Source organism: Pseudoduganella sp. GW821-FHT11H04, assembly GCF_058807935.1.
The window spans coordinates 18,280-42,076 of record NZ_JBXARE010000011.1 but is presented as its reverse complement, the minus strand read 5'-3'; the positions used below and the strand labels follow the sequence as shown (position 1 = coordinate 42,076).

Here is a 23,797-nt window from a genome sequence, read left to right as displayed (position 1 = left end):
TGCGCGTTTGTGTACAATGCTGTTGAAAATGCCTCCACTTTGGAGGCACTTTTTTTGTGCGCACTCTGTGTTGCGATCATTGCACTAAGATCAACAAAGTTGCCGATAAGCTAGTTTGGGCGAAATTCGGATATATTTCAGCCTTCACCAACCTGTACGAAGAAAAATGTTGAATACATTGACGCAGGACCAGCGGCGTCTTCTAGAAGCGTATCTGGCTACATCTCCAGCTGCTAGAGCAGAAGTGCTTAAGATCGTTGAGGCGATGGCAGTACGCCATCCCGTCCAGCGAGTGGAATTACGACTGGTTACGACCAAGTAGTGATGGGTTTTTTTCGGCAACGTCAGCGGTTGCCATGATCGCACTCTTGCCGAGTTCGGTTGCCAGGCGGTAGGCCGTGAGCAGCCTGAGTTCTTCTTCTTCGGCCCAGATCAACGACACATTCGCCTTCTCCACTGTCTTGGCCTGAACTACGGCAAGTGAGGGGCGACCCGCGCCTGTTGCATCGGGAACTGCTATTAAGTGGTCCGCCATGTCAGGCGAATCCAGCCAGCCAACAGGAAGGCCGGCCTTTGCCTCCAGTTTTCGGGCTTTCTTTTCGCCGAACGATTTCGTGCGCAGTAGCCCAGAGATCTCTCCCTGGTTCTCTCCAGTTTCCTCAACCAGTTTCGCTTGCGAGCCGTCGTAGCGCTCCCTGATCAATTGGCTGAGCCGTTGGCGGCGAATGTCTTGAATCTCCATATCTGCAATTCTGTACGTCGATTACCTTCTAGTAAATAACCAAACGGTATTGACTATATCCATTACCATTTAGTAATATTCCGGGATGGAAAAATTACTAAAGTTTCTGAACGGTCTACCAAAGATGGACCGAGCCTCATTTTGTGCAGCCTGTGGGACGAGCGAGCGTTACCTGCGCAAAGCTATCAGCATCCAACAGCGCCTCGGTGCTGACCTTTGCATAAATATCGAACGCGAGTCGAAGCAATGTGTCAGGTGCGAGGATTTGCGTCCGGATGTTGACTGGGCATACATCAGAGGCACGGACTGTAAGTGAAGCGAATGGTAGTTGAGTGATTTGTTATCTGAAACCCAAGACATAAGGGGCAATACTGTGGAGTTGTTAGCTGCATACCAAGAAATGATCAAGGTCCACGGCTGGAACGGGACTGCTGCGACCCTAGGCATGAGCAAGTCGGCCCTGGAGCAGCGCGTGTACGAGGTGAAGGGTAGCGGCATGCGCGTGGATACCGCACTGCTTATCCAAAATTACGCCGGTACGAAACACTTTGCGCAGGCGGTCGCACACGCCAGTGGCGGCGTCTTCTACGCGCTGCCAGAGGCGGGCGATCTGTCGGACGTCGACCTGCACGACAAGTTCCATGAGTTGTACGACGAACTGGGCGAGCTGTCGCGCGAGTACACCTCGGCAAAGAAGGACGGCAAGATCGATGCGCGCGAACGCGCAGTGCTGCAGATTATCGAAAACCGCATGCACACGACGATCCGCGAACTGATGTCGCTGATGTTCCTGATGCACTGCCCGATCCCGAATCCTGTCGTATCTGACAAGGAGGCCGCGTAATGTCCACCCGTGATCTTCCACGCCGCGGCAGTCGTCAGGCCAACGCGCTTTCTGCGCTCCTTTCCCTCGGCGGCAAGGCTTCAATTGCCGCCTTGTACCGAATCGCCGGCAAGTCCATTACGCGCCTCAACTTTGATGTGATCGTCATCGAGCAGTTGGTCTTCTATGGCTTGGTGAAAAAGATTGCGGACGACGTCGAGTTGACCGAAGCAGGGCGCGTCCACCTTGGAGTAAGCAAGCCGGCGGACGCATGGATTGGCAAGATGCCAGAGCCTCGCGTCGGTACCGGCTTCAAACCGCTGCGTGCGCGCAGCGCCATGGTTTTCCGCCCTGGTGCTTTTGACTACCGCTCGGCGCCGTCCGTTGTAGGCGGTACCGAGGTGCCATACAAGGGCCCGACGAGCTTTGCAGGAGCGCAGTCGCCTGATGCATGATTTCAATGCTATTCCCCAGGAGCTGCGCGAGCGGCAGCAATGGCTCGTCTGGCGCCTTGAGCAAGACCCAAAGGGCAAAGCCAAAAAGCCGCTGAAGGTGCCGTACTATGCCAATGGCAGCAAGCGCTTCGGTGGTCAGGGTGACGCGAAGGATCGCAAGCGCCTGGTGACGTTCGAGCACGCGTATGCTGCGCTCACGCGGAGAGCAAGCGAATCATTCACCGGGATCGGCTTCGCGTTCTTGCCTGGCGACGGCTTAATCGGCGTTGACATTGATAAGTGCATTGACCTGGAGACCGGCGAGATTTCTGAGCTTGCGCAAGACGCGATCACTGGGTGCAACTCGTACACCGAATATTCGCCATCTGGTTCAGGCGTGCACATCATCGTCTCCGGAGAGACCGAAACCTTCAAGTCGAACAAGATCGGCCTGGAAGTTTTTTCGGGCAGCCAATACTTTACGTTCACGGGTCGCCAGTATGCAGCGACGCCGACAACCATTAATCCGATCTCGGTGACGGAGCTTGAGCGCCTGCGGGTCCAAGTGAAAGGCACGCCTGCTGCTGATCGTCCCCTGAAGTCATCCCCCCCGCCCCCTGGTGCCGTAGGCGACCGTGCGCGGTTGGAAATGGCGCTTGCGAACATTCCATCGGATGGCCATGACGTTTGGATTCGTGTGGGCATGGGCCTCTATCACGCCTTGGGTGACGCTGGATTCGGCCTGTGGGACTACTGGTCCTCGAAAGCGGAAAGCTATGGTGGGACGGACGAATGTCAGCGTCGCTGGGATTCGTTCAAGCGTAAAGGCGTTCGCATTACCGAAGCGACGATTTTCCATATGGCCATCGAGAATGGCTGGAAGCCGCCGCGCTCGTTCAACCTGCTGCCTCCTTCGGCTAACTCCCCCCGCCCCCCACGCGTAAGCGACTCTGGTCTATCCACGTCCAAGACGTCCCCCCCTCCCCCTGGAAGGGAAGGGGCGGCGCTATCCAGCGCGGAGCAAGCTCCGCGAGGTGGAGAAGTAAGGTCAGCGGGGGTGAAGACCCCCGGAACGGAAGCTGCAGCCGAGGGCGATGCCGACTTCGATGCCGCCATTGGGGCGCTGATCGAGCAGGATCTCGACGCGGCATTGCCGCCGGCTGCTACGGATGTTCTTGCCTACGGTGAAAACGCTGCGCTTTTCCCTGGGGGGGAGGGGGACCAGTCCAAGCGAAAAGGCAAGGAGAAGCCAAAGAAGGAATATGGTGACGAGCACTGGCGCCAGGTGGAGGATGTGTGCGACAACTTCGTGCTGATCTATGGCGAAGACTTGGTATGGGATCGACGCCAGCGCATGCTGATGAAACTCTCCGCTATGCGCACCATCGTCCAGAACTCGGACGTTATGAAGTTTTGGAGCGGTGAGGCGCGCAGCTGGGTGCTGAAGAAGAACATCGTGTTTGATCCGACCGAAACTCCGAGTCCGGCCGAAAGCGGCCCGACAGCGACGCTCAATCTGTTCAGCGGCTGGAAGATGAAGCCGAAGGCGGGAAACTGCTTGAAGATCCAAACGCTGCTACTGCACCTGGTCGACAACAACATGGAGTTGTACGACTGGATCTCGCGCTGGCTCGCGTACCCGCTGCGCAATCCGGGTGCCAAGATGGAGACCTCGATCATCATGCACGGTGACGAAGGCTCCGGTAAGAACTTCTTCTTCGAGAAGGTGATTAAGGCCATCTACGGTGAGTATGGCTACGTGATCGGCAATGCACAGCTTGAGGCTAACTTCAACGATTGGGCCAGCATGAAGCTGTTCATGGTGGCCGACGAAGTGGTAACGCGCGCAGAGTTGAAGCAGATGAAGGGCAAGCTCAAGTACCTGATCTCGGGCGATTCCATCATCATCAACCCGAAAGGCCTCCCAGAGCATAGCGAACGCAACCAGATGAACTTCGTGTTTCTGTCGAATGAACTGGTTCCGCTGGCCCTGGACAAGACTGACCGCCGCTACCTGGTGATCTGGACACCGCCAGCGCTGGATCGCGAGTTCTACATCGGCGTAGCTGAGGAGATTGCTGCGGGTGGCATTGAGGCCTTCTATCACTACCTCATGCACGATGTAGATATGGGGGACTTCAATGAACATACGAAGCCGATCTACAACGACGCCAAAGATCGCCTGATCGAGAAGAGCCTGGCGCCGGCCGAGCGCTTCTATCGCGAATGGGCGAACGGTTTGCTGCCGCTGCCATTCCATACCGTAGGCGTTCAGCAGCTGTACGACGCATTCCAGGTTTGGTGTTCGCGGTCAGGTGAATCCAAGTTCACGACCATGACCACGTTCAGCCCCCAAGTCGAGCGCTATGCCGGCGCCACGCTGCGCAAGCAGCCGATCAAGTACGAGTATGGCAGCGTCGTAAAGCAGCGCATCGTGTTCCTGGTGGGCGAGCAGCCAGAAGGGAAGTCGTTGCGGGACTGGGCAGAGGATGCCTGTGCGGCATTTGAGTCAATTTTCCAAAAGTACAGGCGACGCGATTACGGTGATATGGAGGGTTCACCGTCCACATGATAACGAACCCTCCACATCGCAAACCCGCATGAATACTAGGTTTGTGGGGAGTGTTGGCAGTATTGACGGTTATTTTAATCTCCACGCGCGCACGGACAGCGTTGGGAACGTCGGAAACGGTGAAGAATTTTTTACGGTAATTCTATTTTTACTCTCAATACCGTCAATACAGTCAACAAAGCTAGGAAATATCAGGGTTGGCGATGTGGAGGGTAGTGTTGGCGGTGTTGGCAGTTGTGGAAAACGGGCGAAAACAGGAAAGGCAACGAATGGGCGTCGAAATTGTTGTGGATGATGTGAGGTTTGTTGAAGTGGTGGAAGTGGCGCAACCGGGATGGCGCCAGCGTCAGACGCGTGAGGCTAAGCCGGTGCCGCCACGGCGTCAGGAGTTCCAGGCCCGGCTGGCGAACTGGCGTCGTGTGGTGCGTTCGGGCAGTGGACCGGGCGATGCGTCGGCATCCTACTGCGCTGGCTGGGCAAAGCTTTACGTCAAGCTGCGCATCGCCGAGGCTGCGCCGGCAGACGAGCAGCTGGCGGAGAAGATCAGGCCGCTAAGTCCGCTGGTTGCGAGCGATGTGCTTGACGGATGGCTGGTAGAGGCAGCTTGGCGTACCTTGGGCGATACCAACGAGCGCGAGGTGTTGAAGGCGCTGTACATCTACCAGTGGCCGGCAGACCAAGTGCGGCGCTTCCTGCGCGGTGTGCGTGGGCGGCATGTTCCGTTGGTCATTGCGAAGGCTGAGCGGAATCTGCAGGGCGTATTGGACAAGTTGGGTAGTGTTGAAGTAATTCGCGACAAGATCGCTTAAGGGTCTTGATAAGTTCCTTAGGTTGCGGATACCATTCGATCTACAACTTATCTGCCGGGTGTCCCGCGCCTTCAGCCGAATCGGCGTCTCCTGATTGGAGGCGTGCGTTCGACTGAAGAAGATAGGTAGCTTAAGGCCCGCCACTGAGCGGGCTTTTTCATTGTCGCTTTAACCAATGGTTATACTATCTCTCCCAATACTATCTGGAGGATTTTTATGGCGGCTTTTGAAAAAGGCATTGTAGTTAAGCTTAAGAGCGGTGGTCCGAAGATGACCGTTGTCGAAGTTGGCGACTATAGCCCAATCGGGCCAGAGGACGGCGTGCAATGCACCTGGTTCGACGAAAAGCACAAGCTACAGACGCAAACATTTGATGCTGCCGTCTTGGAAATGGTCTAGCTCAAAGCGATCAACTCAATCTTAGCAATTGGTTGAAGTTCTTAGCCGCCGAAAGGCGGCTATTTTCTTGGAGGCTCTATGTCGATTGTTGAAGCGATATTCTCGGCGGCGGATTTAGTTCCGACTTATGCACCTCCTAGCTTGCGCGAGGTAATGCCTGGAAACCGGGTGATGCTGCGTTCCGGTGGGCCTGAAATGATCGTGTGCGACGTTACCGCAACGGGTGCTGCTAAATGCCAATGGATGGTAGATGGAAAGCTTCTGAACCAGGTATTTCCGCCGGAATGTCTGACTTGCTTCGGCGCGAAGTAGGTCACTGCCTTAGCTCGCCAGCACGCGCAGAGCGCCTCGAATTCTCAACGACGAAAGGTGGGTGATCTTGTCTCGATCCGCTCGATAGCGGGGGATACAAGCAGCGTTTCGTTTTGCCTGGGCTTCCCTAGGCTTTTTTATTCCGTGCAGACGTATGCACATTTTGGAGGTTCCATGCCGGTATCTGCGCCACGACCTTGCAGCGCTCCGTGCTGTTCCGTGCTTGTGCGCGATGGAAGCGGTCGGTGCGCTGCGCATCCCCGAGAGGCATGGACGAAAACAACGCCTACGAAGCGAATCACAGGGCGGCGCTTGCAAGCGATGCGGGCGGCGTTATTTCAAAGATCCCCGTTGTGCGCAGAGTGCCAACGCCAGGGGCGTGCAACAGCCGCTACACAGCGTGACCACATCGTGCCTTTGGCCGAAGGTGGGGCCGATGATGAGACCAATGAGCAAGCGCTATGCGATCCCTGCCACGAGGCAAAGAGCGCGACGGAGTCCAAGCGTGGGCGCTGGCACAAGGGGGAGGGCGGGTCCAAAGTCTAGGCCGCCTCAGCGGAAACCGTCAGCTTAGCTAGATTTTTTCGCAGAACAAAAACTACCCCCTGGGGGTTTAAGCAGTACGCCACATAGCGGCACTGCCGACTTCGGCGGCAGTGTCTTCCCACATCAGGAAGCAAACACATGGATATGAAAACGAGCCTCGGCACGGCGCTCCCCGCCGTGGGGGCGTCCGCTGTGCGCCCTGGTGGCGGTGATGTCACCTCGCCCGAACCTCCGCCGGTCATCGGCTTGAACGATGAGGAGTGCGAGATCTACGAATACATCTGCGACTCGCTCCGCGCCGCCGGCATTGAGCATCTGACGGCGGGCATGCCGATCGCAATAATCGTCCGCACATTCGTGGACTGGATCAAGGCGAGTAAGGAATGCGACGAGAAGGGGCGGTCGCAGACCTCAAAGACCGGATGGTCAACACCGACGCCTTGGGCGGATGACGAGAAGCGCCTCAAGATGGAGCTGGGCCAATGGCTGCCGAAAGCATGTTTAACGATTCCGTCGCTGGCGAGGGTCCGCAAAGACACCGGCGTGCAGGGTCAGCAGGACGACCTGTTCGCAAGTCTCGTAAGCCACGCCACCAGCTCACCAAGAAAAAGTTAGATGAGCTGACGCCGGCCCAGCTGGAAGAGTGGGACGAGCAGTACGGACTTCCGGTGCTACGCGGTGAAATTGTCACTGGCAAGTATGTGTACCTGGCGGTGCTTCGTCACTACCAGGATCTGCGTGATGCGCACAAGCGCGGATTCGTGTTTGAGCCGGCGCACGGTTGGCACATCATCCACTACATCGAACGGTTCTTCGTTCACATCAAGGGACCGTTGGCCGGCAAGCCGATCTTGCTGGACCCGTGGCAGAAGTTCTGGACGGCAGTGCTGTACGGGTGGCGGCGCCAGTCCGACGGCATGCGTCGCTTCAGTCGCGCCTATGAGGAGGTCGCGCGAAAGAATGGCAAGTCCACCTGGAAGGGGCCGCAGGGTGCTTACCTGTTCTCGATGGATGGCGAGATTGGCGCGGAAGTGTATGCGGTAGCGACTACGCGCAACCAGGCGATGACGGTCTTCAAGCCGGCGTTCGACAATATCCGTCGCTGGGTGAAGCGCTCCGCTGGCGTCGCCCGGTCGTTCAAGATCTTCGCCGGCATGAACCACGAGAAGGTGGAGCTGGACGACAATTCCATATTTTTGCCACTGCCGGCAAACGCGGAGAATCTGGACGGTCTAAACCCGTCCGCGATTCTGTTCGACGAGCTGCACGCCCAGAAGCACCGGGACGTGTGGGATGTGATGGAGTCCGCCCTGGGCGCACGCGACCAGCCGCTGCTCTCCGCAATCACGACTGCAGGCTTCATCCTGGACGGTATCTGCACCGAGCAGCGCTCGTACCTGATCTCGATCCTAGAAGGTAAGCGTGTTGATGACACATTCTTTGGCTACATCTACACGCTGGACCAGGACGATGACCCTTTCGAGGAGCGCAACTGGATCAAGGCGAATCCTGGCCTAGGTAAGTCAAAGTCGATCGAATACTTGCGCACGCAGGCGCGTAAGGCTGCCGCGATGCCCGGTGCCAAGGTCAACTTCCTCACAAAGGACTTGAATATCTGGTGCAACAGCGCTGATGGCTGGTTCGACATGAACGTGTGGGATGGCGGCAGCAAGAAGTTTGACCCAGGCGTTCTCCTTGGGCGTCGCTGCTTCGGTGGACTCGACCTGGGATCGACGCGAGATCTTACCGCCTTCTCCCTGGTCTTCCCGCCGGATGAAGACGGTGGCGACTGGTACGTGCTGGTGTGGTTCTGGTGCCCCGAAGAGAAAATCGCTGCACAGTCCGCAGACGACGCGGCGCCGTACGAGGCTTGGCGTCGTGCTGGCTGGCTCTCCGCGACCGAGGGCAACGTGACCGACTATGGCCCGGTGCGTGAACGCATCCTGCAGGCGGTGCGGGAATACGACATCGCCGAGATTGGCTTCGATCGCTGGAACGCGCTGCAGCTGGCCAATGAGCTGCTTGATGCGGGTGTCCCACTGGTTGAGGTGCCGCAGAACACGGGCGGCATGTATCCCGGCAGCAAAGCGCTTGAACAGCTGGTGTATGGCAAACGGCTGCGCCATGGCGGCAACGCGGTGCTGCGTTGGTGCGCCGCCAATACTGCGTTGCTGTTCGATTCGAACGGCAACTTCCGGCCCGACAAAAAGAAGTCAAATGCCAATGGACGCATTGACGGCATCGTGGCGTCCGTGATGGCACTGAGCCGAGCATTTGCTGGTGACGAGCTGCAGGGCGACATGGATGACTTCCTCAACTCACCGATACGGACATGAAACAACTATTGAAATCATTCCGCTCCATATGGGGGCGCGGCGGCGCGTTGGCCGACAAGATCGGGGTGCAGGACGCCCTGCCGGGGACTTCCCTGGTGCCCGACGCTTCGCATGTCAATGTCGATGGGGCGCTGCAGATCAGCACTGTGTGGGCGTGCATCGACCGTCGCGCATCGACAGTGGCAAGCCTACCTTGCTTTGTTTACCGGCAGCAGTCGAACGGCGAGAAGATATTGGCCCGCACGGAGCGGCTCTATCAGCTTCTGCACGACGCACCGAACAATCGAATGTCGCCGTATGACTTTTGGCGAGCGCTGATGATGAATCACGATCTGCGAGGAAACGGCTATGCGCGGATCGATCGGGATAACAACGGCGAAGCCTTGGCTTTGTGGCCGATGCCGGCTGACCAGGTAGAGCAGAAGATCCTGGCGGACGGAACCGTCGTCTACGAGTACACCCTTGGCGCGAATGTCGCGGTGTTGGCTGCAGAGAACGTCCTGCACCTGAAGAACCTTGGCAACGGCACGATAGGGCTGCGCAAGTTGGAGTTCATGCGTGCGACGTTGGACGAGGCCGCGAAAGCGCAGACGGATGCCAGCAAGATCTTCGGCGCCGGAGGCAAACCGACCGGCGTGCTGATGATCGACAAGGTATTGAACGACGTTCAGCGTGCAGCGGTGCGGCGGAACTTCGAAGGGATGGCGGAGGGAAGTACGAACCGCCTGCACCTGATCGAAGCGAACATGAAGTACCAGCAGATCACGATGTCGCCGGCGGAGCAGCAGCTGCTCGAAACGCGGCGCTATGGCGTTGAGGAGCTTTGCCGCTGGTTCGACGTACCGCCGGTGTTGGTTCACCATGCGAATGTGACCGCCTGGGGCTCTGGCATCGCGGAGATCCGGGAGGGCTGGTACATCTTCAGCCTGGCGCCGCTCATGGTCAACCTTGCGCAAGCGATACGACGCTGTGTGCTGACGCCGCGCCAGCGCGCAGCGCTGACCGTCGAGTTTTCGCTAGATGCACTGCTGCGCGCCTCGCCGAAGGATCGGGCAGAGATCTATGCAAAGCACGTACAAAACGGCATTCAATCCCGCTCCGAGGTGCGGCAGCTGGAGGGGCTGCCGCCTCGACCTGAGGCCGACGTATTGACGGCGCAGTCCAACCTCGTCCCACTGTCATTGCTTGGGCGGGTACGTCCTGCAAGCGGCGGCAACGGCGACAACATTGCACAGTAAGGAGAATCAATGCTTCTGCGGAAAATGCTCAACCTGGAACTGGTTGATTTGAAAATGGAGGGCGAGACCTGGAAATTCGCCGGTTATGCCTCGGTATTCGGTGGTGTCGACAGCTACGGTGACACCATCGTGAAAGGTGCGTTCGCTTCGACCCTGCGCTCCGGTAAGCCAAAAATGTTCTTCAATCATGAGTGGCGCATGCCGATCGGCAAATACCCGGTCGTCAAGGAAGATGATCATGGCCTGTATGTTGAAGGGGAGCTTACCGAAGGGCTGTCGCTGGCCGTGGATGTGCGCGCGGCGATGCGACATGGCACGCTCGATGGCCTGTCGATCGGCGGCTACGTCAACAAAGGCGACTATGACGAGACCGAGTCGGGCCGCGTTATCCGGAAGTGGTCGAGCCTGATGGAGATCTCGCCGGTGGTCTTTCCGGCGGACGGCGCTGCGCGGATCAACCAGGAGTCGGTCAAGAGTGAAGACTTCGACCTTGCGCTGTCTGAGTGCGCGACCGAGCGTGAATTTGAACGGCTGCTGCGGGATGCAGGGCTGAGCAAGAAGGGGGCGTTGGCGGTCGCCTCCCGTGCAAAGCAGATCTTCACCGGGCGGGATGCCTCGGTGAGCGGTCTCGATGCAAAGACCGCTGGTGTAGTGCTCGAGCGCCTTCAGCGCCTGGCGAAGTAGCTGCTCAACAATCCCTCTTGGCCACCTTCGGGTGGCTTTTTTCTTTCCTGAAAGGTAGATATGAAACGTAATGTATTCGGTATCCCGCTGCGTGCAGCTGTATTGTTGGGCTTCGCCGTTTGTGCCAGCCTGGCGCAGGCCTGCGGTGTCGATGTGACGGCGCTGATTGGCGGCCCGGAAGCGATGGGCGGCCTGGGCATGTCCGCCGCTCTGCTGATGTCCGGTGAAATCGATGCGCAGGGCATCATGAAGGCGCTGGATGGTATCGAGGCCAAAATGACGAACTTGTCCGACAAGGCGACCGAGGAAATTAAGAGCCTGGGTAAGGTCAGTACCGACACTAAGACGGCGCTGGACAATCTGGGCGTCGAACAGCGTTCCCTGGCCGATCGACTGTTGCAACTGGAGCAAAAGGGTGCCGCGACCAAGGACGACGAGCCTGCGGACGAAAGCGTCGGCACGATGTTCATCAAGCACGCGAATTACGAGAACTTCTGCAAGGCAGACGGTCGTCTCAAAACTCGCGTGGACGTTAAGAATACCGTGACCAACACGGTCGGCAACACCTTCTCCGAGCGCCGTCCGTCGATCATCGAAGGCGCCTTCCGCGTGTTCACGCTGGAAGACCTGATGACGCGCATCCCGACGTCCAGCAATGCGATTGATTGGGTGCGCGAGAACGTATTCACCAACGCCGCCGCCGAAACTGCCGAAGGTGCTGCGATGCCGCAGTCCTCCATCACCTTCACGCCGGGCACTATGCCTGTGTCGACCATTGCGCACTGGATCAAGATTTCGCGCCAGCTGGCGATGGACAATGCGGCATTGGCGGCGTACATCAACCGCCGCATGGTCTACGGCGTGAATTTGCGTGTGGAAAACCAGATCATCGCTGGCAATGGCGTTTCGCCGAACGTTTCTGGCCTGACCCTGGCCGGCAACTTTGTCGCTCACGGCTATACCGCTGCGTCGCTGACTGCCTTGGGCCTGGCGAACAATCGCTTTGATGTGATCGGCAAGATGATCGGCGACTGCGCGGCGTCCGACAACCCGGCGGAAGTCATCATCCTGAACACCGCTGACTGGTGGACGCTGCGCCTGGCCAAAGATAACACTGGCCGCTACTTGCTGGGTGACCCTGGCGCCAACGTTGTCCCAATGCTGTTCGGCCTGCCAGTGGTTGCCAGCACCGCGATGGCGGCTGGCAAGGTATGGGTCGGCGCGCTGCGTCAGGCAGTGACCCTGCATTACCGCGAGGGTATTGCGCTGGACCTGTCCGATTCGGACGGTGACAACTTCACCAGCGGTCTGGTGACTATCCGTGCGGAGCGCCGCCTGGCGCAAACCGTAGATAAGCCAGCCGGTTGCCGTTACGGCGACCTGGTGCCTGCTTAATCGCTAACCGGGCCGACCTGAAACAATGGGTTGGCCCATTTGTGCAGACGTCTGCACTGGAGAAATCAATGAACCAGGTCAAAGTACACATTCTCAAAACGACGATCACCGCGCAGTACGGTACCTTGATGGAGGGTGCGCAGCTGCGCACTTCGCCCGAATTCGCGGCCCATCTTGTTGATGACTGCGGCGCTGCGGAATATGTGATCGAGGTGGCGGTGCTAGACAGTGCCAGCGTGGAAGCGGGCGAGGCCGTTGTCGAAACCAAGGCGCCGGCGATTGGCGATGCCAACGCGGAAGCCATCGACACCGAAACCGAAGTAAAGGTGCCGGTCGCTGACGAAGCCAGCGCGGAAGTCAGCGAGACGCAAGCCGAGCTCAAGGTTCCGGCGGCTGCTGATGCCAGCGCGGAGGTCGGCGAAACCAAAGTGGAAGCCGAAACCAAAACCGAGACCAAGGTGCCGGCGGCTGGCGATGTTAGCGCGGAAGTCAGCGAGACCAAAACCGAAGTGAAGGTGCCAAGGGCAAGGAAGCGTGACGCAAGCAAGCCTCCGGTGGTGGCTAAATGACCTTCGTGCGAACTACGGCGCCAACCGTCTTGCCCGTCGATGTTCGCACTGCGGCTGAAAACATGGGCATCGATGGCACCGAGCTGGATGCGCGCATCGAAGGCTGGCTGAAAGGCATTACTGCCACACTGGAGCGCCGCATCGGTCAAAGCCTCATGCGCCAACGCTGGCAGGGCGTGTTCGGTGGCTTTTTGCCTGAGCACAGGCTGCCGCATCCTGTGCTCGAAATTGAAAAGGTCGAGTACCTCGACCCGGAGGGCAGCCTGCATCAATTGGCTCCAACTGACTACCGCCTTGTGCGCCAGGAGTACGACACGTACTTACGGCCACCGGTCGGGCGTCAGTGGCCGTCAGCAATGGCGACGGAAGGCTCGGTCACCATCACCGTTTCGAGCGGCTATGGTGACGACCCGTCAAAAACGCCGGACGACTTGAAGCTGTATCTGCTTGCGAAGCTGGGAGAGCAATTCGATCCTGCGACTGGGGCAGAGCGTGAGAACGTGCAGACGAGCTTTGTGGAGAGCCTGCTAGACCCTTATCGGAGGTTTGATTGACCAGCCTTGCAAAGGAATTGAACAAGCGCATCACGATCCAGCGTAAGTCGCACGCGAAGGATGCCTTCGGTGGCAACGTCGACAGTTGGGCCAGCCTTGGCGATGTGTGGGCTGGCGTTGCTCCAGTATCCCTTACCAGGCGTACTCAAACGAAGCAGGGCGGAGAGGAGTCCATCACAACGATTCCGATCAAGGTTCGGTTTGGCGTCGATGTCGCTGTCGGCGATTGTGTTCTGTTTCGTGGTGCGACCTACGAGGTAAAGCTCATCGAGAACCCTGGGTTCGCTAATCGACTTTTGATTCTGACATGCGAGTCGCTCCCCTTGGGGGCGAACTGATGGCTGGCGGGGTCGATGGGATTGGCGAGCTGCGTAGCGCGTTCCAAGGTGTTCGCGAAGAGATGCGACTCCGAACTTCACGACTGATGGTCGCAGCTGCCGGCGGAGTGGTCCGCAAGGAGGCAAGGGCTCTCGCGCAAGCTCAGGGGCTGCGTCTCACTGGGGCATTGATTAAGAACATTGTGATCAAGCGCGACAAGTCGCCAGATGGCGTCACCCAGTACAACCTGGGTGTACGGCACGGGCGGGCCCTGGGAAAGAAGGCAGCGAAAAAGCTGGTCGTTGGAAAGAATGGCCGTGTCACCAGTGTGTACGTCGACGACCCCTTCTATTGGTGGTTCCTGGAGAAGGGGCGCAACGTCTATCAGGGCAATCGCAGGCGCAAGCGTGATGGAGCGCTTCGCCGCGTTGAAGCGACTCCCTTCATTGCTCCTGCTTTGGATAACCGTCAGCAGGAGGCGATCGATGCAATGGCGCGGCGCCTCGAAGCTTCGATCAGAAAGGCGAACGGCAAATGACCATTGACGAAATTGTGTACGCCGCATTGTCGGCGGTGTTGCCAAACACGCACTCGGTGGAGTTGCCCGATCGTCCTACCTGGCCAGCCCTGGTGTTCGAAATCGATTCGGAGCCTGAATCCGGGTGGGTGCTAAATGGTGGATACGACCAGCACGAAGTCATGGTCAGCACCCTGGCGCGCAGCAAGGGCGAGATCAACGATCTGAAACGGCGAACTGAAGCCGCCCTTGAGGTGCTGGATGGATACCTGGGGCTCGAGCATCAGGGCGACGCGGACTATCAAGGAGAGGCGGGGGTGTATGCCTACGTCCAGAACTTCCGGCTTCGATCGCGGCGTTAGGAATCGATTCACTCAACTGGCCCGATAACGGGCCTTTTTTATTGGAAGGAAACAAAGTGAGCAAACGTACTTCCCCGGTCGGCGAAGAGGTGGCGCCGGCAAGTGCGGCACTGCCAGACGCCTTTGCTGGCCTGGGCGGTAGCTATGTGATTGACCCGGAAACGGGCGCGCGCATGCCCACCGCCGAAACCCTGATTCACCACAAAAACAACGGAAAGGAATCCAATGGCCAAGAAGTCGCGTAATGCCGTGCTGCTGGTAAAGCTGCAGCCGGTCGCTGGAACGGATTCGCTGCCTACAGGCCCGCTCAATGCCATCATGGCGATGAACATTTCCGCGCAGCCGGTATCGGCGGAATTCGCCAAGCGCAACAACATCAAACCGTACCTCGGCAATATGGGTAGCGTTCCTGTCGCCATCCACGCCGAAATCAGCTTCGATGTCGAACTGGCCGGTTCCGGGGCCGCCGGCACTGCGCCGAAGTATGGCCCGCTGCTGCGCGCCTGCGCCTTTAGCGAAACCGTCACGGCTGCCACAAGCGTTGCTTATGCGCCGATCACGAACGCGATGGAGTTCGTGACGCTGTATTACAACCTGGACGGCATCCTGTACAAGATGACGGACGCCAAGGGGACCGTCAGCTTCGAGCTGAACGCCAAGGGCATCCCTGTCATGAAGTTCAAGTTCATCGGCCTCTACTACACGCCGACGGACACCGCGCCGCCAGCTGGCGTGGACTATTCGGGCTTTAAAGATCCCGTGGCGGTGAATAAGGCGAACACGCCAACGGCGTCCTTGCATGGTGTTTCCGGCCGCGTGCAGACCATCAGCATCGATATGGCAAACCAGCTGGTGTACCGCAACTTGATTGGCATGGAAAGCATCGAGATCCCCGATCGTCAGCCGACCGGTTCGTTCGTGATGGAGTTGGATAGCGTGGCAACGAAGGATTGGTACACAACGATCCAGAACGGCGTGCTCGCGGCCCTGTCGGTAATTCACGGTAAGACGGCAGGCAACATCATCGAACTCGCTGCGCCGAAGGTCCAGGTACTGGACCCGTCGTTCACCGATAGCGATGGTATCGCCATGCTCACGACGAAACTGGACATCCAGCCCAATAACGGCAACGACGAATTCGTGCTGACCGTCCGCTAATTCATTCTTGCAAACAACGCAACGGCCCGCTTCGGCGGGCCTTTTTCACTCCAAAGGAAAAATCATCATGGCATTCAAAATCGCACTGACCCCAACCTACCGTACCAAAGTTACCGTGGAAGTCCCCAACGATTCGGGCCGCATCGAAAAGTCCGACTTCACCGTCGAGTTCAAACGCGTCGATATGGAGCGCGTTGATGAGTTGCGCAAGCTGCCGCAACTCGATGTCCAGCGCTCCGTTGTGGTCGGCTTCTCCGGCCTGATCGACGACACCGGCAGCGAAGTGTCCTTCAACCAAGTGAACCTGGAGGCGTTGCTGTCGATCCCGCATGCCCTGTTCTCCATGACCGAAGCGTTCTGGACCTCGATTTACAAGGCAAAAGAAAAAAACTGATCGGGGCGGCGCGGTACTGGGCTGGCGAGCGTCCTCCCGTCCGCCAGGTCAATGCCGATGTGGTCGCGCAGCTGAAAGCGCTGGGTGCGCCGGATGAAGTGATTGCCGACGCGGAAGCATCGGCATCGGAGGTTGAGCCCGAGGATGCTGATTGCCTGGTGTTTGAGGATAACTGGCTGGCAGTCAGCACCTTCTGCACGATGGCCACCCAGTGGAAGATCGTGGCCGGCGCCGCCGATGTTCTTTATGTCGGACTCGATTATGGATCGATTGAGACCGTCTTCCGACTTGAGCAAGTTCCTGCAGGCGAATGGCGCTCACTGTTCCAGGACTTGCGTGTGATGGAGCGTGCCGCTTTGCCGCTCCTGAATGAGCGTCCCTAATTCTCGCTTCACGCCCAGGTCTGGGCATAGTTTTCACTGGAGTCTCCATGTCTGCACTCGGATCGTTGGTCGTCAAGCTCGCGCTGGAATATGCGGAATACACGAAAGGTCTGGATAAGTCCGACCAGGCGTCATTGAAATTCGCGCAAAACGCACAAAAGCACTTCGACACGGCGTCTCAGGCGGGTACTGAGTTTATGACCGGCATGGCGAAAGGCGCGCTTGGCGCCGTAGCCGCGTTGGTTTCGGTTGGTGCTGCGATGGAGGCGGTCAACCATGCCGTTGACCGTCTCGCGGCCTTGGATGACCTGACGCAGAAAACGGGTGCCTCGGTCGAAAACCTGTCTCGAATGCAGCAAGTGGCCAGCGCGTTCGGGCATGACTTTGGCGGCGTTGATGCTGCCTTGTCCAAGCTCGCAAAGGGTATGGCGGGCGTCGACGATGACAGCAACAAGGTGAACAAGGCCTTGCACGCGCTTGGGGTCTCAGCAAAGGACTCTGCCGGCAAGATGCGTGACCCTTCAGAGGTCTTCGTTGAAGCCTCCAAAAAGCTCGCGACTTATGGAGATAGCGCGACTAAGACACGTCTGGTCAATGACTTGCTCGGGAAGTCGGGCGCCGATCTTCTGCCGTACATGAATGACGTTGCGGAGAGCATCGATAAGTTCCAGGGCGTTAGTGCCGATGCGGCAGCGAACGCTGCGAAGTTCCAGGATCAACTGGGTATCACTCGTGCGAAGGTCGAGGCGTTCGTAACGCAGATTGCGACCGGCGCCTTGCCAACGATGAACGACCTGATTGACGTATTCAGCGAGTCCGCCAACAAGGCAGACGGGCTATCGACAACCAAGGTTGCGGACTGGGCCGATGACGTAGCAGTAGGGTTCGCTAGGCTGGTGGATGTGGCGATGCTGATTCCACGCATTCTGTCGGCTATTAGCGGAAGTTTCAAAGTCGTGTGGGCCGACATTAAGCTGATCGCAGAGGTCGCTGATAATCTAGATCCGCTTAGAGTGTCCCGAAAGGTCGCTGCAGGCGGTAATCCGCTCGAAGATGTGAAAAAGGCGTGGGCGGAACATGCCTCCGAGCTGGAAGCCGCAAATAAGAAATACGACGACCTCTGGAACAAGCCTGCTAATGAGATGGAGCAGGCGATGCTCGCAAAAATTGAAAAGCGCAAGCTGGCTGCTGCTGCCGCTGCTGCAGCTGCAGCCAGCGGTGGAGACGAGGACAAAGAAGACCTGGAGTACGAGACCGAGGACAAAGGTAGCAAAGCGAAAAGCGATTACGACAATCTGAACAAGTCCCTGCAGCAGAGACTTGCGCTGGCGGAGCGAGAGATCGCCCTTGGGCGGTCGTTGAAGGAATCGGAGAAAGAGCTTGCTGCCTTGGTCCGTGGGCGTACCGAAGGCACGATAAAGCTGACCGATGCGGAATTCGAAAAGCTGAAGTCGGGCATTGCGCTGTTGGAGGCGGACCAGAGAACTATCGCGGGCCGGCAGAATATCGAAGCGCTCAATAAGCAATTGCAAGACGACAGCCGTAAGGCCGTCCTCGATGCGACTAAGGAAGCGGAGCGCAATGAAGAACTGGCAGGCACGATCGGTCGGACTGCTGCCGAAATCGAGGCGGCAGGCCTGGCTCGTTTGGAGGAGCAGTTGGCACAGCGCTCAACCCTGGGCCTGACGAAAGACGAGATTGATGCGCTGGAGCTCCTAATCGCTGCCAAACGTCGCAGCAGTGCCGCCGCCTCGCGCGTGGAGGAGTTGCAAGCCTCTAAAAAGGGCTTGGACGAATTGAACGCGTATCTCGATCCTGCGAAGGCTAAGAACTTCGGGGAGGCGTTAAGGAGCGCATTCGGTGGCGCTGGGGGAGAGATCGCGAAGTTAACTGGCGCCCTCGAGGACTTCGGTCAGCGCCAGGCTGCAATTGCGAAGCAACGTGGAAATGCAGCAAAGGCGATCCTGAACGATCAGATTAAGGAGAAAAAATACCTCGAGGACATGGCCGCACTGAACGCGGCGGAGACCAAGAGCCGTCTGGCCGGATACGGCGACATGGCGGGCGCTGCAGCAGGGTTCTTCGGCGAGCAGAGCAAAGGCTACCAGGTGCTTATGGCGGTTTCGAAAGTCTTCCATGCTGCTGAACTGGCGATGACCATGGCGGAGTTGGTGCCAAAGGGTATTTCCGCTGTGCTGAACCAGGGCTCAGGCGATCCTTACACCGCGTTCGGTCGCATGGCTGCCATGGCTGCCATCGTTGCGGGGCTTGGTGTGGCTATCGGTGGCGTAGGCGGCGGAGCGCCGCAAAGCGCAAAGGATCGCCAAGAGGCGGCAGGAACGGGCACTGTACTTGGCGACAGTAAAGCCAAATCGGAATCGATCGCGAAGTCCTTGGATCTGATGGCTGATAACTCCGGCATCGAGCTAAGCCACACGGCAGGAATGCTTGATGCGTTGCGCAGTATCGATAGCAATATCGCGGGACTGGGAAATCTCCTCGTGCGTGGCGGCTCGCTTTCCGGTGAGCTGATGCCAGATGAGAAGGGCACGGCGTATAACTTCGGCAACTCGACGGTGGCTATGGCACTTACTGCCGACTTGTGGGGCGCGGCGCTTGACAAGGTTACTAATGGATTCGTCGGTAAGGCTAAGAGCACTATTCTCGGTGCGATTTTTGGCGGGAAGGTATCTACGCTAGACACAGGGCTCACCGCAGACAGTGCATCCCTTGGGGGCGTTCTATCGGGCGGTTTGAATGCGAGCCAATACACGGAAACTAAAAAGAGCGGGGGCTGGTTCCATAGCGACAAGTACAGCACTTCGACCACGTCGCTCGGCGCCGAAGCTAACGCTCAGTTCACGAAAGTGATTGCCGGCCTGGCTGGAAGCATTCAAGAGGCAGGCAAGCTGCTGGGGATCAACGGTGATGCGTTCACCAATCGCCTGAACTCCTTCGTCGTCGAGGTCGGCAAGATCTCGCTAAAGGACTTGACGGGTGATCAGATCCAGAAGCAATTGGAGGCGGTCTTCTCCAAGTTGGGTGATGACATGGCGCGCTTCGGCGTCAGCGGTCTGGAGCAATTCCAGGAGGTCGGGGAGGGCTACTTCCAGACACTCGCGCGAATTGCATCGAACTACGCGAACCTTGATTCAATCATGTCGTCGATCGGAGTGACGTTCGGCGCGGCAGGGATGGAGAGTTTGGCGGCGCGTGAGCGCTTCCTGAAGCTTACTGGCGGCGTCAAAGAGCTGAGCGACAAGACTAGCGGGTTTGCCGATAAGTTCCTGACCGATGCCGAACGCCTGGCACCGTTGCAGAAGTACGTAGCCGAGCAAATGGCGGCGATGGGGCTGTCTAGCGTCACCACAATGGACCAGTACAAGCAGACTGTTTTGAGCTTGGCAAGTTCTGGTGCGTTGGCGACGGAGGCAGGTGCTAAGCAATACGCCGGCCTGCTGGATCTCGCGGATGCTTTTGCAAAGACGCATGAGCAGACGAAAGAAATGGTTCGGGATGCCAAGGACATTGCCGACGAGCGCGAGGGGCTGCAAGCGCAACTGGACGAATTGACCTTGACCTCGGCGCAACTACTGGGACGGCAACGCGATGCGCTCGATGCAAGCAATCGTTCGCTGTTCGACCAGGTGCAGGCTGCCAAAGCGGTGCGGGACGCCCAGGATCAAGCGAAGTCGAGCCTCGGCAGCTTCATCACCAAGATGGAGTCGTTTGCAGCCACGGCGGCAGGATTGAACAACAGCCTGGCCCTTGGCAGTCTGTCGACGCTGACACCCGAGCAACAGTACGCGGAGGCGCGTCGGCAGTTCGAGAGGACGCGACAGTTGGCAGCTGCGGGCGATGCGAATGCGCAGGGCCAGCTCGCGTCGGTGGAACAGGCCTTTCTGCAGTTGTCGCAAAAGATCAACGGCAGTGATGCTCAGTACTCGTCGGATCTGGCGACTGTCATGCGAACGAATGATGAACTGGCGCAGTGGGCGAATGATTCGGTTGATGTTGCCAAGGCCAGCTTGGACGCACTCAGCGACTCGGCTGCCAGCCTTGCTGACATCAGTGCGATCTTGAAAGAGATTGCTCAAAACGGAGGCGTGCAGCCGATCTTGGAAGGTCGTGCTGCAAAACCAGCTACTTTGCAAGCCTCCGGCGCAATCAACTACGCGACGATGGGGACAAGCAACATGGTTCCCTTGGTCGATGAGATCAAGGCATTGCGTGCTTCGAATGAGGCGATGGCGGTCGAACTGAAAGGCCTTCGCGCCGATCAGCAAAGGCAGACTGGTGACTTGATCACGGCTGGTGCCGGCGCGGCACAGCACGCTGCCGAAACGGTCGTGGACGGCGTAAAGCGGGTAGTGACGGATGCCGCGTACGCAGAAGCAAATTCTACGAGGGCTCTCTCTTGATCACAGATGCACAGTTTTTGGATTGGTTGGGGGATAGTGCGGCGCTGCGTGTTCAGCTGTTTGAGGTCGGGGTGAAAAGCGCCGGTGTCGATATAACGCGGTATCTATCGAACAAGGCCTACATCGCGTCGGTCAACACGCCGTACCAGGATGTTGTTGCCGGCGGACTGAAGGTAACGGAATCGATTTCTTTTGATTCGGCAGCAAACCTCTCGGCAGGTGATATCGAGATCCACAACGCCGATGGCGCGCGCGACGCATGGCTGGATGACGTTTGGGTCAACCAGCCTGTGGGCGTGTTCGTCGGAGACGTCCGCTGGGACCGGGCGGATTTTCGCCAGGTTTTCAGCGGCGTCGTGGTGGATATTGCCTGTAGATCGCGCGACCGCTTAAGCCTGCGTTTGGTGAACAAGCTTGAGCGCCTGAATACGCCAGTGTCGGACGTCAAGATCGGTGGGAACGCCACCAATCCTGATGCACTGATGCCCGTTCTGCTTGGCGAATGCCACAACATTAGCCCGGTCCAAACCAATCCGGTAACGCTTGAATACGCTTTTAGCGATGGTGTGTCGGAGGCTGTTTCCGAAATGCGCACTGAAGGGAAACCGCGCGTAGCGGTAACGGTGACGCCGAACACCGGTCGTGTAGTGTTCAACGAGGCTGTCGGACCTGGCGCGGTCACCTGTGATGCGCAAGGAGTGAAATACAACGGCGCCTACGTCAACACGGTTAGTCAGTTGGTGCAGTACCTGGTTACCCAGCGCGGCAAGGCAGCAACCCGGTTCACCGCGGCGGATCTCGATGTTGTTCAGTTGGCTTCTTTCGATGCTGCCAATCCGCAACCAGTAGGCCTGTATCTCACCGAGCGTACAAACGTCCTGATCGCGGGGCAGCAGTTGGCCGGTAGCGTTGGCGCGCAGTTGGTGTCGTCGATGTCCGGCAAGCTGCGCCTGATCCAGTTCGCAATCCCCGCTGTTGCGACGGCTGAGATCCGCCCATCGCAGCAATTGGACCGAAGTATCACGATTGTGCGGCGTACGGAAGTTGCCGCATCGGTCAAGGTGGGCTACTGCAGGAATTGGACGCCACAGGACAAACTTCAAACTTCACTGCCCGATGCGCATAAGACGCTGTATGCACAGCAATGGCTGTCCGTGACCGCCCTCGACGCGGGTGTGCAAGCCACGTACAAGCTGGACGCTGAACCTGTGCAGATCGATACCTGCCTTTTGCGCAAGGCCGACGCGTTGGCCGAGGCGAACCGGCGTCTGGCGATTGTCAAGGTGCCACGCACGACTTTCCGCTTCGAGGCAACGCCCGCGCAGCTGTTGCTTGAACTAGGCCAGGCGGTAAAGCTCTTTAGCAATCGCTTTGGCCTGTCAGAAGGGAAGGTCGGTCTGCTGACTTTGCGTGCAGTGGATTGGGAAACACTACGTTCAACTTTGGAGGTAACCGTCTAATGGCGGCATTTGTCAATGACCGCACGGTGCTGATCATGGCGGCAAACCCGCGTTACGCGCCGCCAACAGATCGTGGGATGTTCCTGACGCCAATGTCCGCTGTGTTCAAGGTGGCCGCTGATGGACAGAGCGCCTCACCGGCCTCGTTTACCTTCAAGCCGACGTTGCTCAACATGTCCGGGGCTGTCACCTTTACCAGTAGTGCGGGGGTGGCACTAGTCATCGTCGGCAACGAGGCCACCGTCACCTACGCGAACTTTACGGCCGTATCGGGAACGGTCACTGCGACCATCACAGTTGACCAGGTGCAGTACTCCGTTACCGCGACGCTTACAAAAGTCGCGGATGGCGCCGGCGGTGCGGCGGGCCAAACAGGCGCGCGAGGTAACGTCGATATTGCGGCGGTGACCACCGGGTCAATATGGTCAGACGCTGAGGCGGTCGCTGCATTGACTGCTGCCGGCTATGGCGCTCCCAAGGCGCGCGATATGGTCACGCTGTACAAGGTGGACCGCACGTTCGGTGCGCAAAAGATGTACGACGGTGCGGCCTGGGTGACCGTGAATTACGTCTACAACGGAAACATCTTTGTCAAAGGCTCGATCTTGCCTGAAGCGATCGACACGCGAGGTCTGGTGGTAAAGGATTCCCTGGGGAATGTGATTCTTGGCGCGGGCTCGGCGTTAGCGCCCTCCTACGCGGCGCCTGGCACGTTGAACGCCGATCAGCAATGGAGCGATGTGAAAGGAGCTGGTAAGCCTGCGGACAATGCCACCGTGGGCGCAACGATCGGTACAAACCTTTCAGGGCAGCTCACGAAGGCGAACATTTCTACGTTTATCCAAGCTGCAGCCATTGGTCTCGCGCAGATTGATACTGCGAGTATCTCGAACCTTTCGGCACTGAGCGCTGTGATCGGTCTGTTGCGGACGGCCACGTGGGGCGGACGTATGGAGATCGAAAACAACACGCAGCGGATCTACGATGACAGCAACAACATGGTTGTGCAAATCGGTCGCCTGGATCCGTAGGAGATTTCTTTATGGCGTATGGAATCAAGACAGTGCGGAACGGTAAAGCCGTACTGACCCCTGATGGGGAGGGAGGTGTGTTTGTTGAGCTTGTCACGTTCGGCACATCGTACTTTCGACGCACCTTCACTGATTTAGGAACAATGAACATTTTCTGCATGGTGTCGCGCGGTGGATATCACCAGCTTGTTACGGGCAGGGACGCGAATGGGTATCCCTACATCGAGGCGCAAGGTTATCCGGTACCGACATGGCGAACATGGCCAGCCGGCGCGTTCGATACGGTCGTTGGGGTATTTGCGCGATGAGTGACTTTGGGATTCGGTTCAATACATCAGCA

General features: G+C 58.1%; 26 protein-coding genes. 25 read left to right on the top strand and 1 reads right to left on the bottom strand.

The annotated features are described in order from the left end of the window. Positions 1–298: 298 nt before the first annotated feature. On the bottom strand, positions 299–742 hold the full coding sequence (locus tag AC1RTP_RS21275) for a hypothetical protein (RefSeq protein WP_498610212.1): 444 nt from the start codon (positions 740–742) through the stop codon (positions 299–301). A gap of 85 nt (positions 743–827) precedes the next feature. Here AC1RTP_RS21275 and AC1RTP_RS21270 point away from each other — a divergent pair, with 85 nt between their 5' ends. The 25 genes from AC1RTP_RS21270 to AC1RTP_RS21150 all read left to right on the top strand — a co-directional run bounded on the left by AC1RTP_RS21270 (position 828) and on the right by AC1RTP_RS21150 (position 23,457). Then, the gene (locus AC1RTP_RS21270) at positions 828–1,058 is read left to right on the top strand and encodes a transcriptional regulator (RefSeq protein ID WP_498610210.1); all 231 of its coding nucleotides are present in this window, start codon (positions 828–830) and stop codon (positions 1,056–1,058) included. Between the two features lie 57 nt (positions 1,059–1,115). Next, positions 1,116–1,586: a YmfL family putative regulatory protein gene (locus AC1RTP_RS21265; RefSeq protein ID WP_498610209.1), complete on the top strand. Its 471-nt coding sequence runs from the start codon at positions 1,116–1,118 to the stop codon at positions 1,584–1,586. Then, on the top strand, positions 1,586–2,020 hold the full coding sequence (locus AC1RTP_RS21260; RefSeq protein ID WP_498610208.1) for a hypothetical protein: 435 nt from the start codon (positions 1,586–1,588) through the stop codon (positions 2,018–2,020). The genes AC1RTP_RS21265 and AC1RTP_RS21260 overlap by 1 nt, the downstream gene beginning before the upstream one ends. Further along, a complete protein-coding gene (locus tag AC1RTP_RS21255) occupies positions 2,013–4,571 on the top strand; it encodes a DUF5906 domain-containing protein (protein WP_498610206.1) in 2,559 nt (852 codons plus the stop codon). The genes AC1RTP_RS21260 and AC1RTP_RS21255 overlap by 8 nt, the downstream gene beginning before the upstream one ends. 296 nt (positions 4,572–4,867) lie before the next feature. Then, a complete protein-coding gene (locus AC1RTP_RS21250; RefSeq protein WP_498610204.1) occupies positions 4,868–5,380 on the top strand; it encodes a hypothetical protein in 513 nt (170 codons plus the stop codon). Positions 5,381–5,596: 216 nt separating this feature from the next. Next, positions 5,597–5,779, top strand: a complete 183-nt coding sequence (locus AC1RTP_RS21245) for a YodC family protein (RefSeq protein WP_498610202.1) — start codon at positions 5,597–5,599, stop codon at positions 5,777–5,779. A 78-nt stretch (positions 5,780–5,857) separates the two neighbouring features. Continuing rightward, the gene (locus AC1RTP_RS21240) at positions 5,858–6,091 is read left to right on the top strand and encodes a YodC family protein (RefSeq protein ID WP_498610201.1); all 234 of its coding nucleotides are present in this window, start codon (positions 5,858–5,860) and stop codon (positions 6,089–6,091) included. Positions 6,092–6,265: 174 nt separating this feature from the next. Continuing rightward, the gene (locus AC1RTP_RS21235; RefSeq protein ID WP_498610199.1) at positions 6,266–6,637 is read left to right on the top strand and encodes an HNH endonuclease; all 372 of its coding nucleotides are present in this window, start codon (positions 6,266–6,268) and stop codon (positions 6,635–6,637) included. Between the two features lie 138 nt (positions 6,638–6,775). Beyond that, the gene (locus AC1RTP_RS21230; protein WP_498610198.1) at positions 6,776–7,252 is read left to right on the top strand and encodes a hypothetical protein; all 477 of its coding nucleotides are present in this window, start codon (positions 6,776–6,778) and stop codon (positions 7,250–7,252) included. Further along, positions 7,135–8,973, top strand: coding sequence for a terminase large subunit (locus AC1RTP_RS21225; RefSeq protein ID WP_498610446.1), 1,839 nt, complete (start codon positions 7,135–7,137; stop codon positions 8,971–8,973). The genes AC1RTP_RS21230 and AC1RTP_RS21225 overlap by 118 nt, the downstream gene beginning before the upstream one ends. Continuing rightward, positions 8,970–10,211 (top strand): phage portal protein, encoded by a 1,242-nt coding sequence (locus AC1RTP_RS21220; RefSeq protein ID WP_498610196.1) that lies wholly within the window; start codon positions 8,970–8,972, stop codon positions 10,209–10,211. The genes AC1RTP_RS21225 and AC1RTP_RS21220 overlap by 4 nt, the downstream gene beginning before the upstream one ends. 9 nt (positions 10,212–10,220) lie before the next feature. Further along, on the top strand, positions 10,221–10,895 hold the full coding sequence (locus AC1RTP_RS21215; RefSeq protein ID WP_498610195.1) for an HK97 family phage prohead protease: 675 nt from the start codon (positions 10,221–10,223) through the stop codon (positions 10,893–10,895). Positions 10,896–10,955: 60 nt separating this feature from the next. Further along, positions 10,956–12,290, top strand: coding sequence for a phage major capsid protein (locus tag AC1RTP_RS21210; RefSeq protein ID WP_498610193.1), 1,335 nt, complete (start codon positions 10,956–10,958; stop codon positions 12,288–12,290). Positions 12,291–12,358: 68 nt separating this feature from the next. Next, positions 12,359–12,859: a hypothetical protein gene (locus tag AC1RTP_RS21205; protein ID WP_498610191.1), complete on the top strand. Its 501-nt coding sequence runs from the start codon at positions 12,359–12,361 to the stop codon at positions 12,857–12,859. Further along, entirely contained in the window at positions 12,856–13,413 is a 558-nt protein-coding gene (locus tag AC1RTP_RS21200) for a head-tail connector protein (RefSeq protein WP_498610189.1), read from the top strand. Before AC1RTP_RS21205 ends, AC1RTP_RS21200 begins: the two co-directional genes overlap by 4 nt. Further along, positions 13,410–13,751 carry a phage head closure protein gene (locus AC1RTP_RS21195; protein WP_498610187.1) on the top strand — a complete coding sequence of 114 codons (342 nt, stop codon included), beginning with the start codon at positions 13,410–13,412 and terminating at the stop codon, positions 13,749–13,751. The genes AC1RTP_RS21200 and AC1RTP_RS21195 overlap by 4 nt, the downstream gene beginning before the upstream one ends. Then, a complete protein-coding gene (locus tag AC1RTP_RS21190; RefSeq protein WP_498610185.1) occupies positions 13,751–14,269 on the top strand; it encodes an HK97-gp10 family putative phage morphogenesis protein in 519 nt (172 codons plus the stop codon). The genes AC1RTP_RS21195 and AC1RTP_RS21190 overlap by 1 nt, the downstream gene beginning before the upstream one ends. Beyond that, positions 14,266–14,610: a hypothetical protein gene (locus tag AC1RTP_RS21185; RefSeq protein ID WP_498610183.1), complete on the top strand. Its 345-nt coding sequence runs from the start codon at positions 14,266–14,268 to the stop codon at positions 14,608–14,610. The genes AC1RTP_RS21190 and AC1RTP_RS21185 overlap by 4 nt, the downstream gene beginning before the upstream one ends. Before the next feature lie 56 nt (positions 14,611–14,666). Continuing rightward, complete coding sequence (locus AC1RTP_RS21180; protein WP_498610181.1) at positions 14,667–14,855, top strand: hypothetical protein; 189 nt, start codon at positions 14,667–14,669, stop codon at positions 14,853–14,855. Next, positions 14,836–15,768 (top strand): phage tail tube protein, encoded by a 933-nt coding sequence (locus tag AC1RTP_RS21175; RefSeq protein ID WP_498610179.1) that lies wholly within the window; start codon positions 14,836–14,838, stop codon positions 15,766–15,768. Before AC1RTP_RS21180 ends, AC1RTP_RS21175 begins: the two co-directional genes overlap by 20 nt. A gap of 67 nt (positions 15,769–15,835) precedes the next feature. Further along, positions 15,836–16,162, top strand: coding sequence for a hypothetical protein (locus AC1RTP_RS21170; RefSeq protein ID WP_498610177.1), 327 nt, complete (start codon positions 15,836–15,838; stop codon positions 16,160–16,162). Between the two features lie 59 nt (positions 16,163–16,221). Continuing rightward, on the top strand, positions 16,222–16,545 hold the full coding sequence (locus AC1RTP_RS21165) for a DUF1799 domain-containing protein (protein WP_498610176.1): 324 nt from the start codon (positions 16,222–16,224) through the stop codon (positions 16,543–16,545). 47 nt (positions 16,546–16,592) lie between these two features. Next, on the top strand, positions 16,593–20,966 hold the full coding sequence (locus tag AC1RTP_RS21160; protein WP_498610174.1) for a hypothetical protein: 4,374 nt from the start codon (positions 16,593–16,595) through the stop codon (positions 20,964–20,966). Beyond that, positions 20,963–22,426, top strand: coding sequence for a hypothetical protein (locus AC1RTP_RS21155; protein ID WP_498610173.1), 1,464 nt, complete (start codon positions 20,963–20,965; stop codon positions 22,424–22,426). Before AC1RTP_RS21160 ends, AC1RTP_RS21155 begins: the two co-directional genes overlap by 4 nt. Further along, positions 22,426–23,457 carry a hypothetical protein gene (locus AC1RTP_RS21150; protein WP_498610171.1) on the top strand — a complete coding sequence of 344 codons (1,032 nt, stop codon included), beginning with the start codon at positions 22,426–22,428 and terminating at the stop codon, positions 23,455–23,457. The genes AC1RTP_RS21155 and AC1RTP_RS21150 overlap by 1 nt, the downstream gene beginning before the upstream one ends. Positions 23,458–23,797 lie beyond the last annotated feature (340 nt).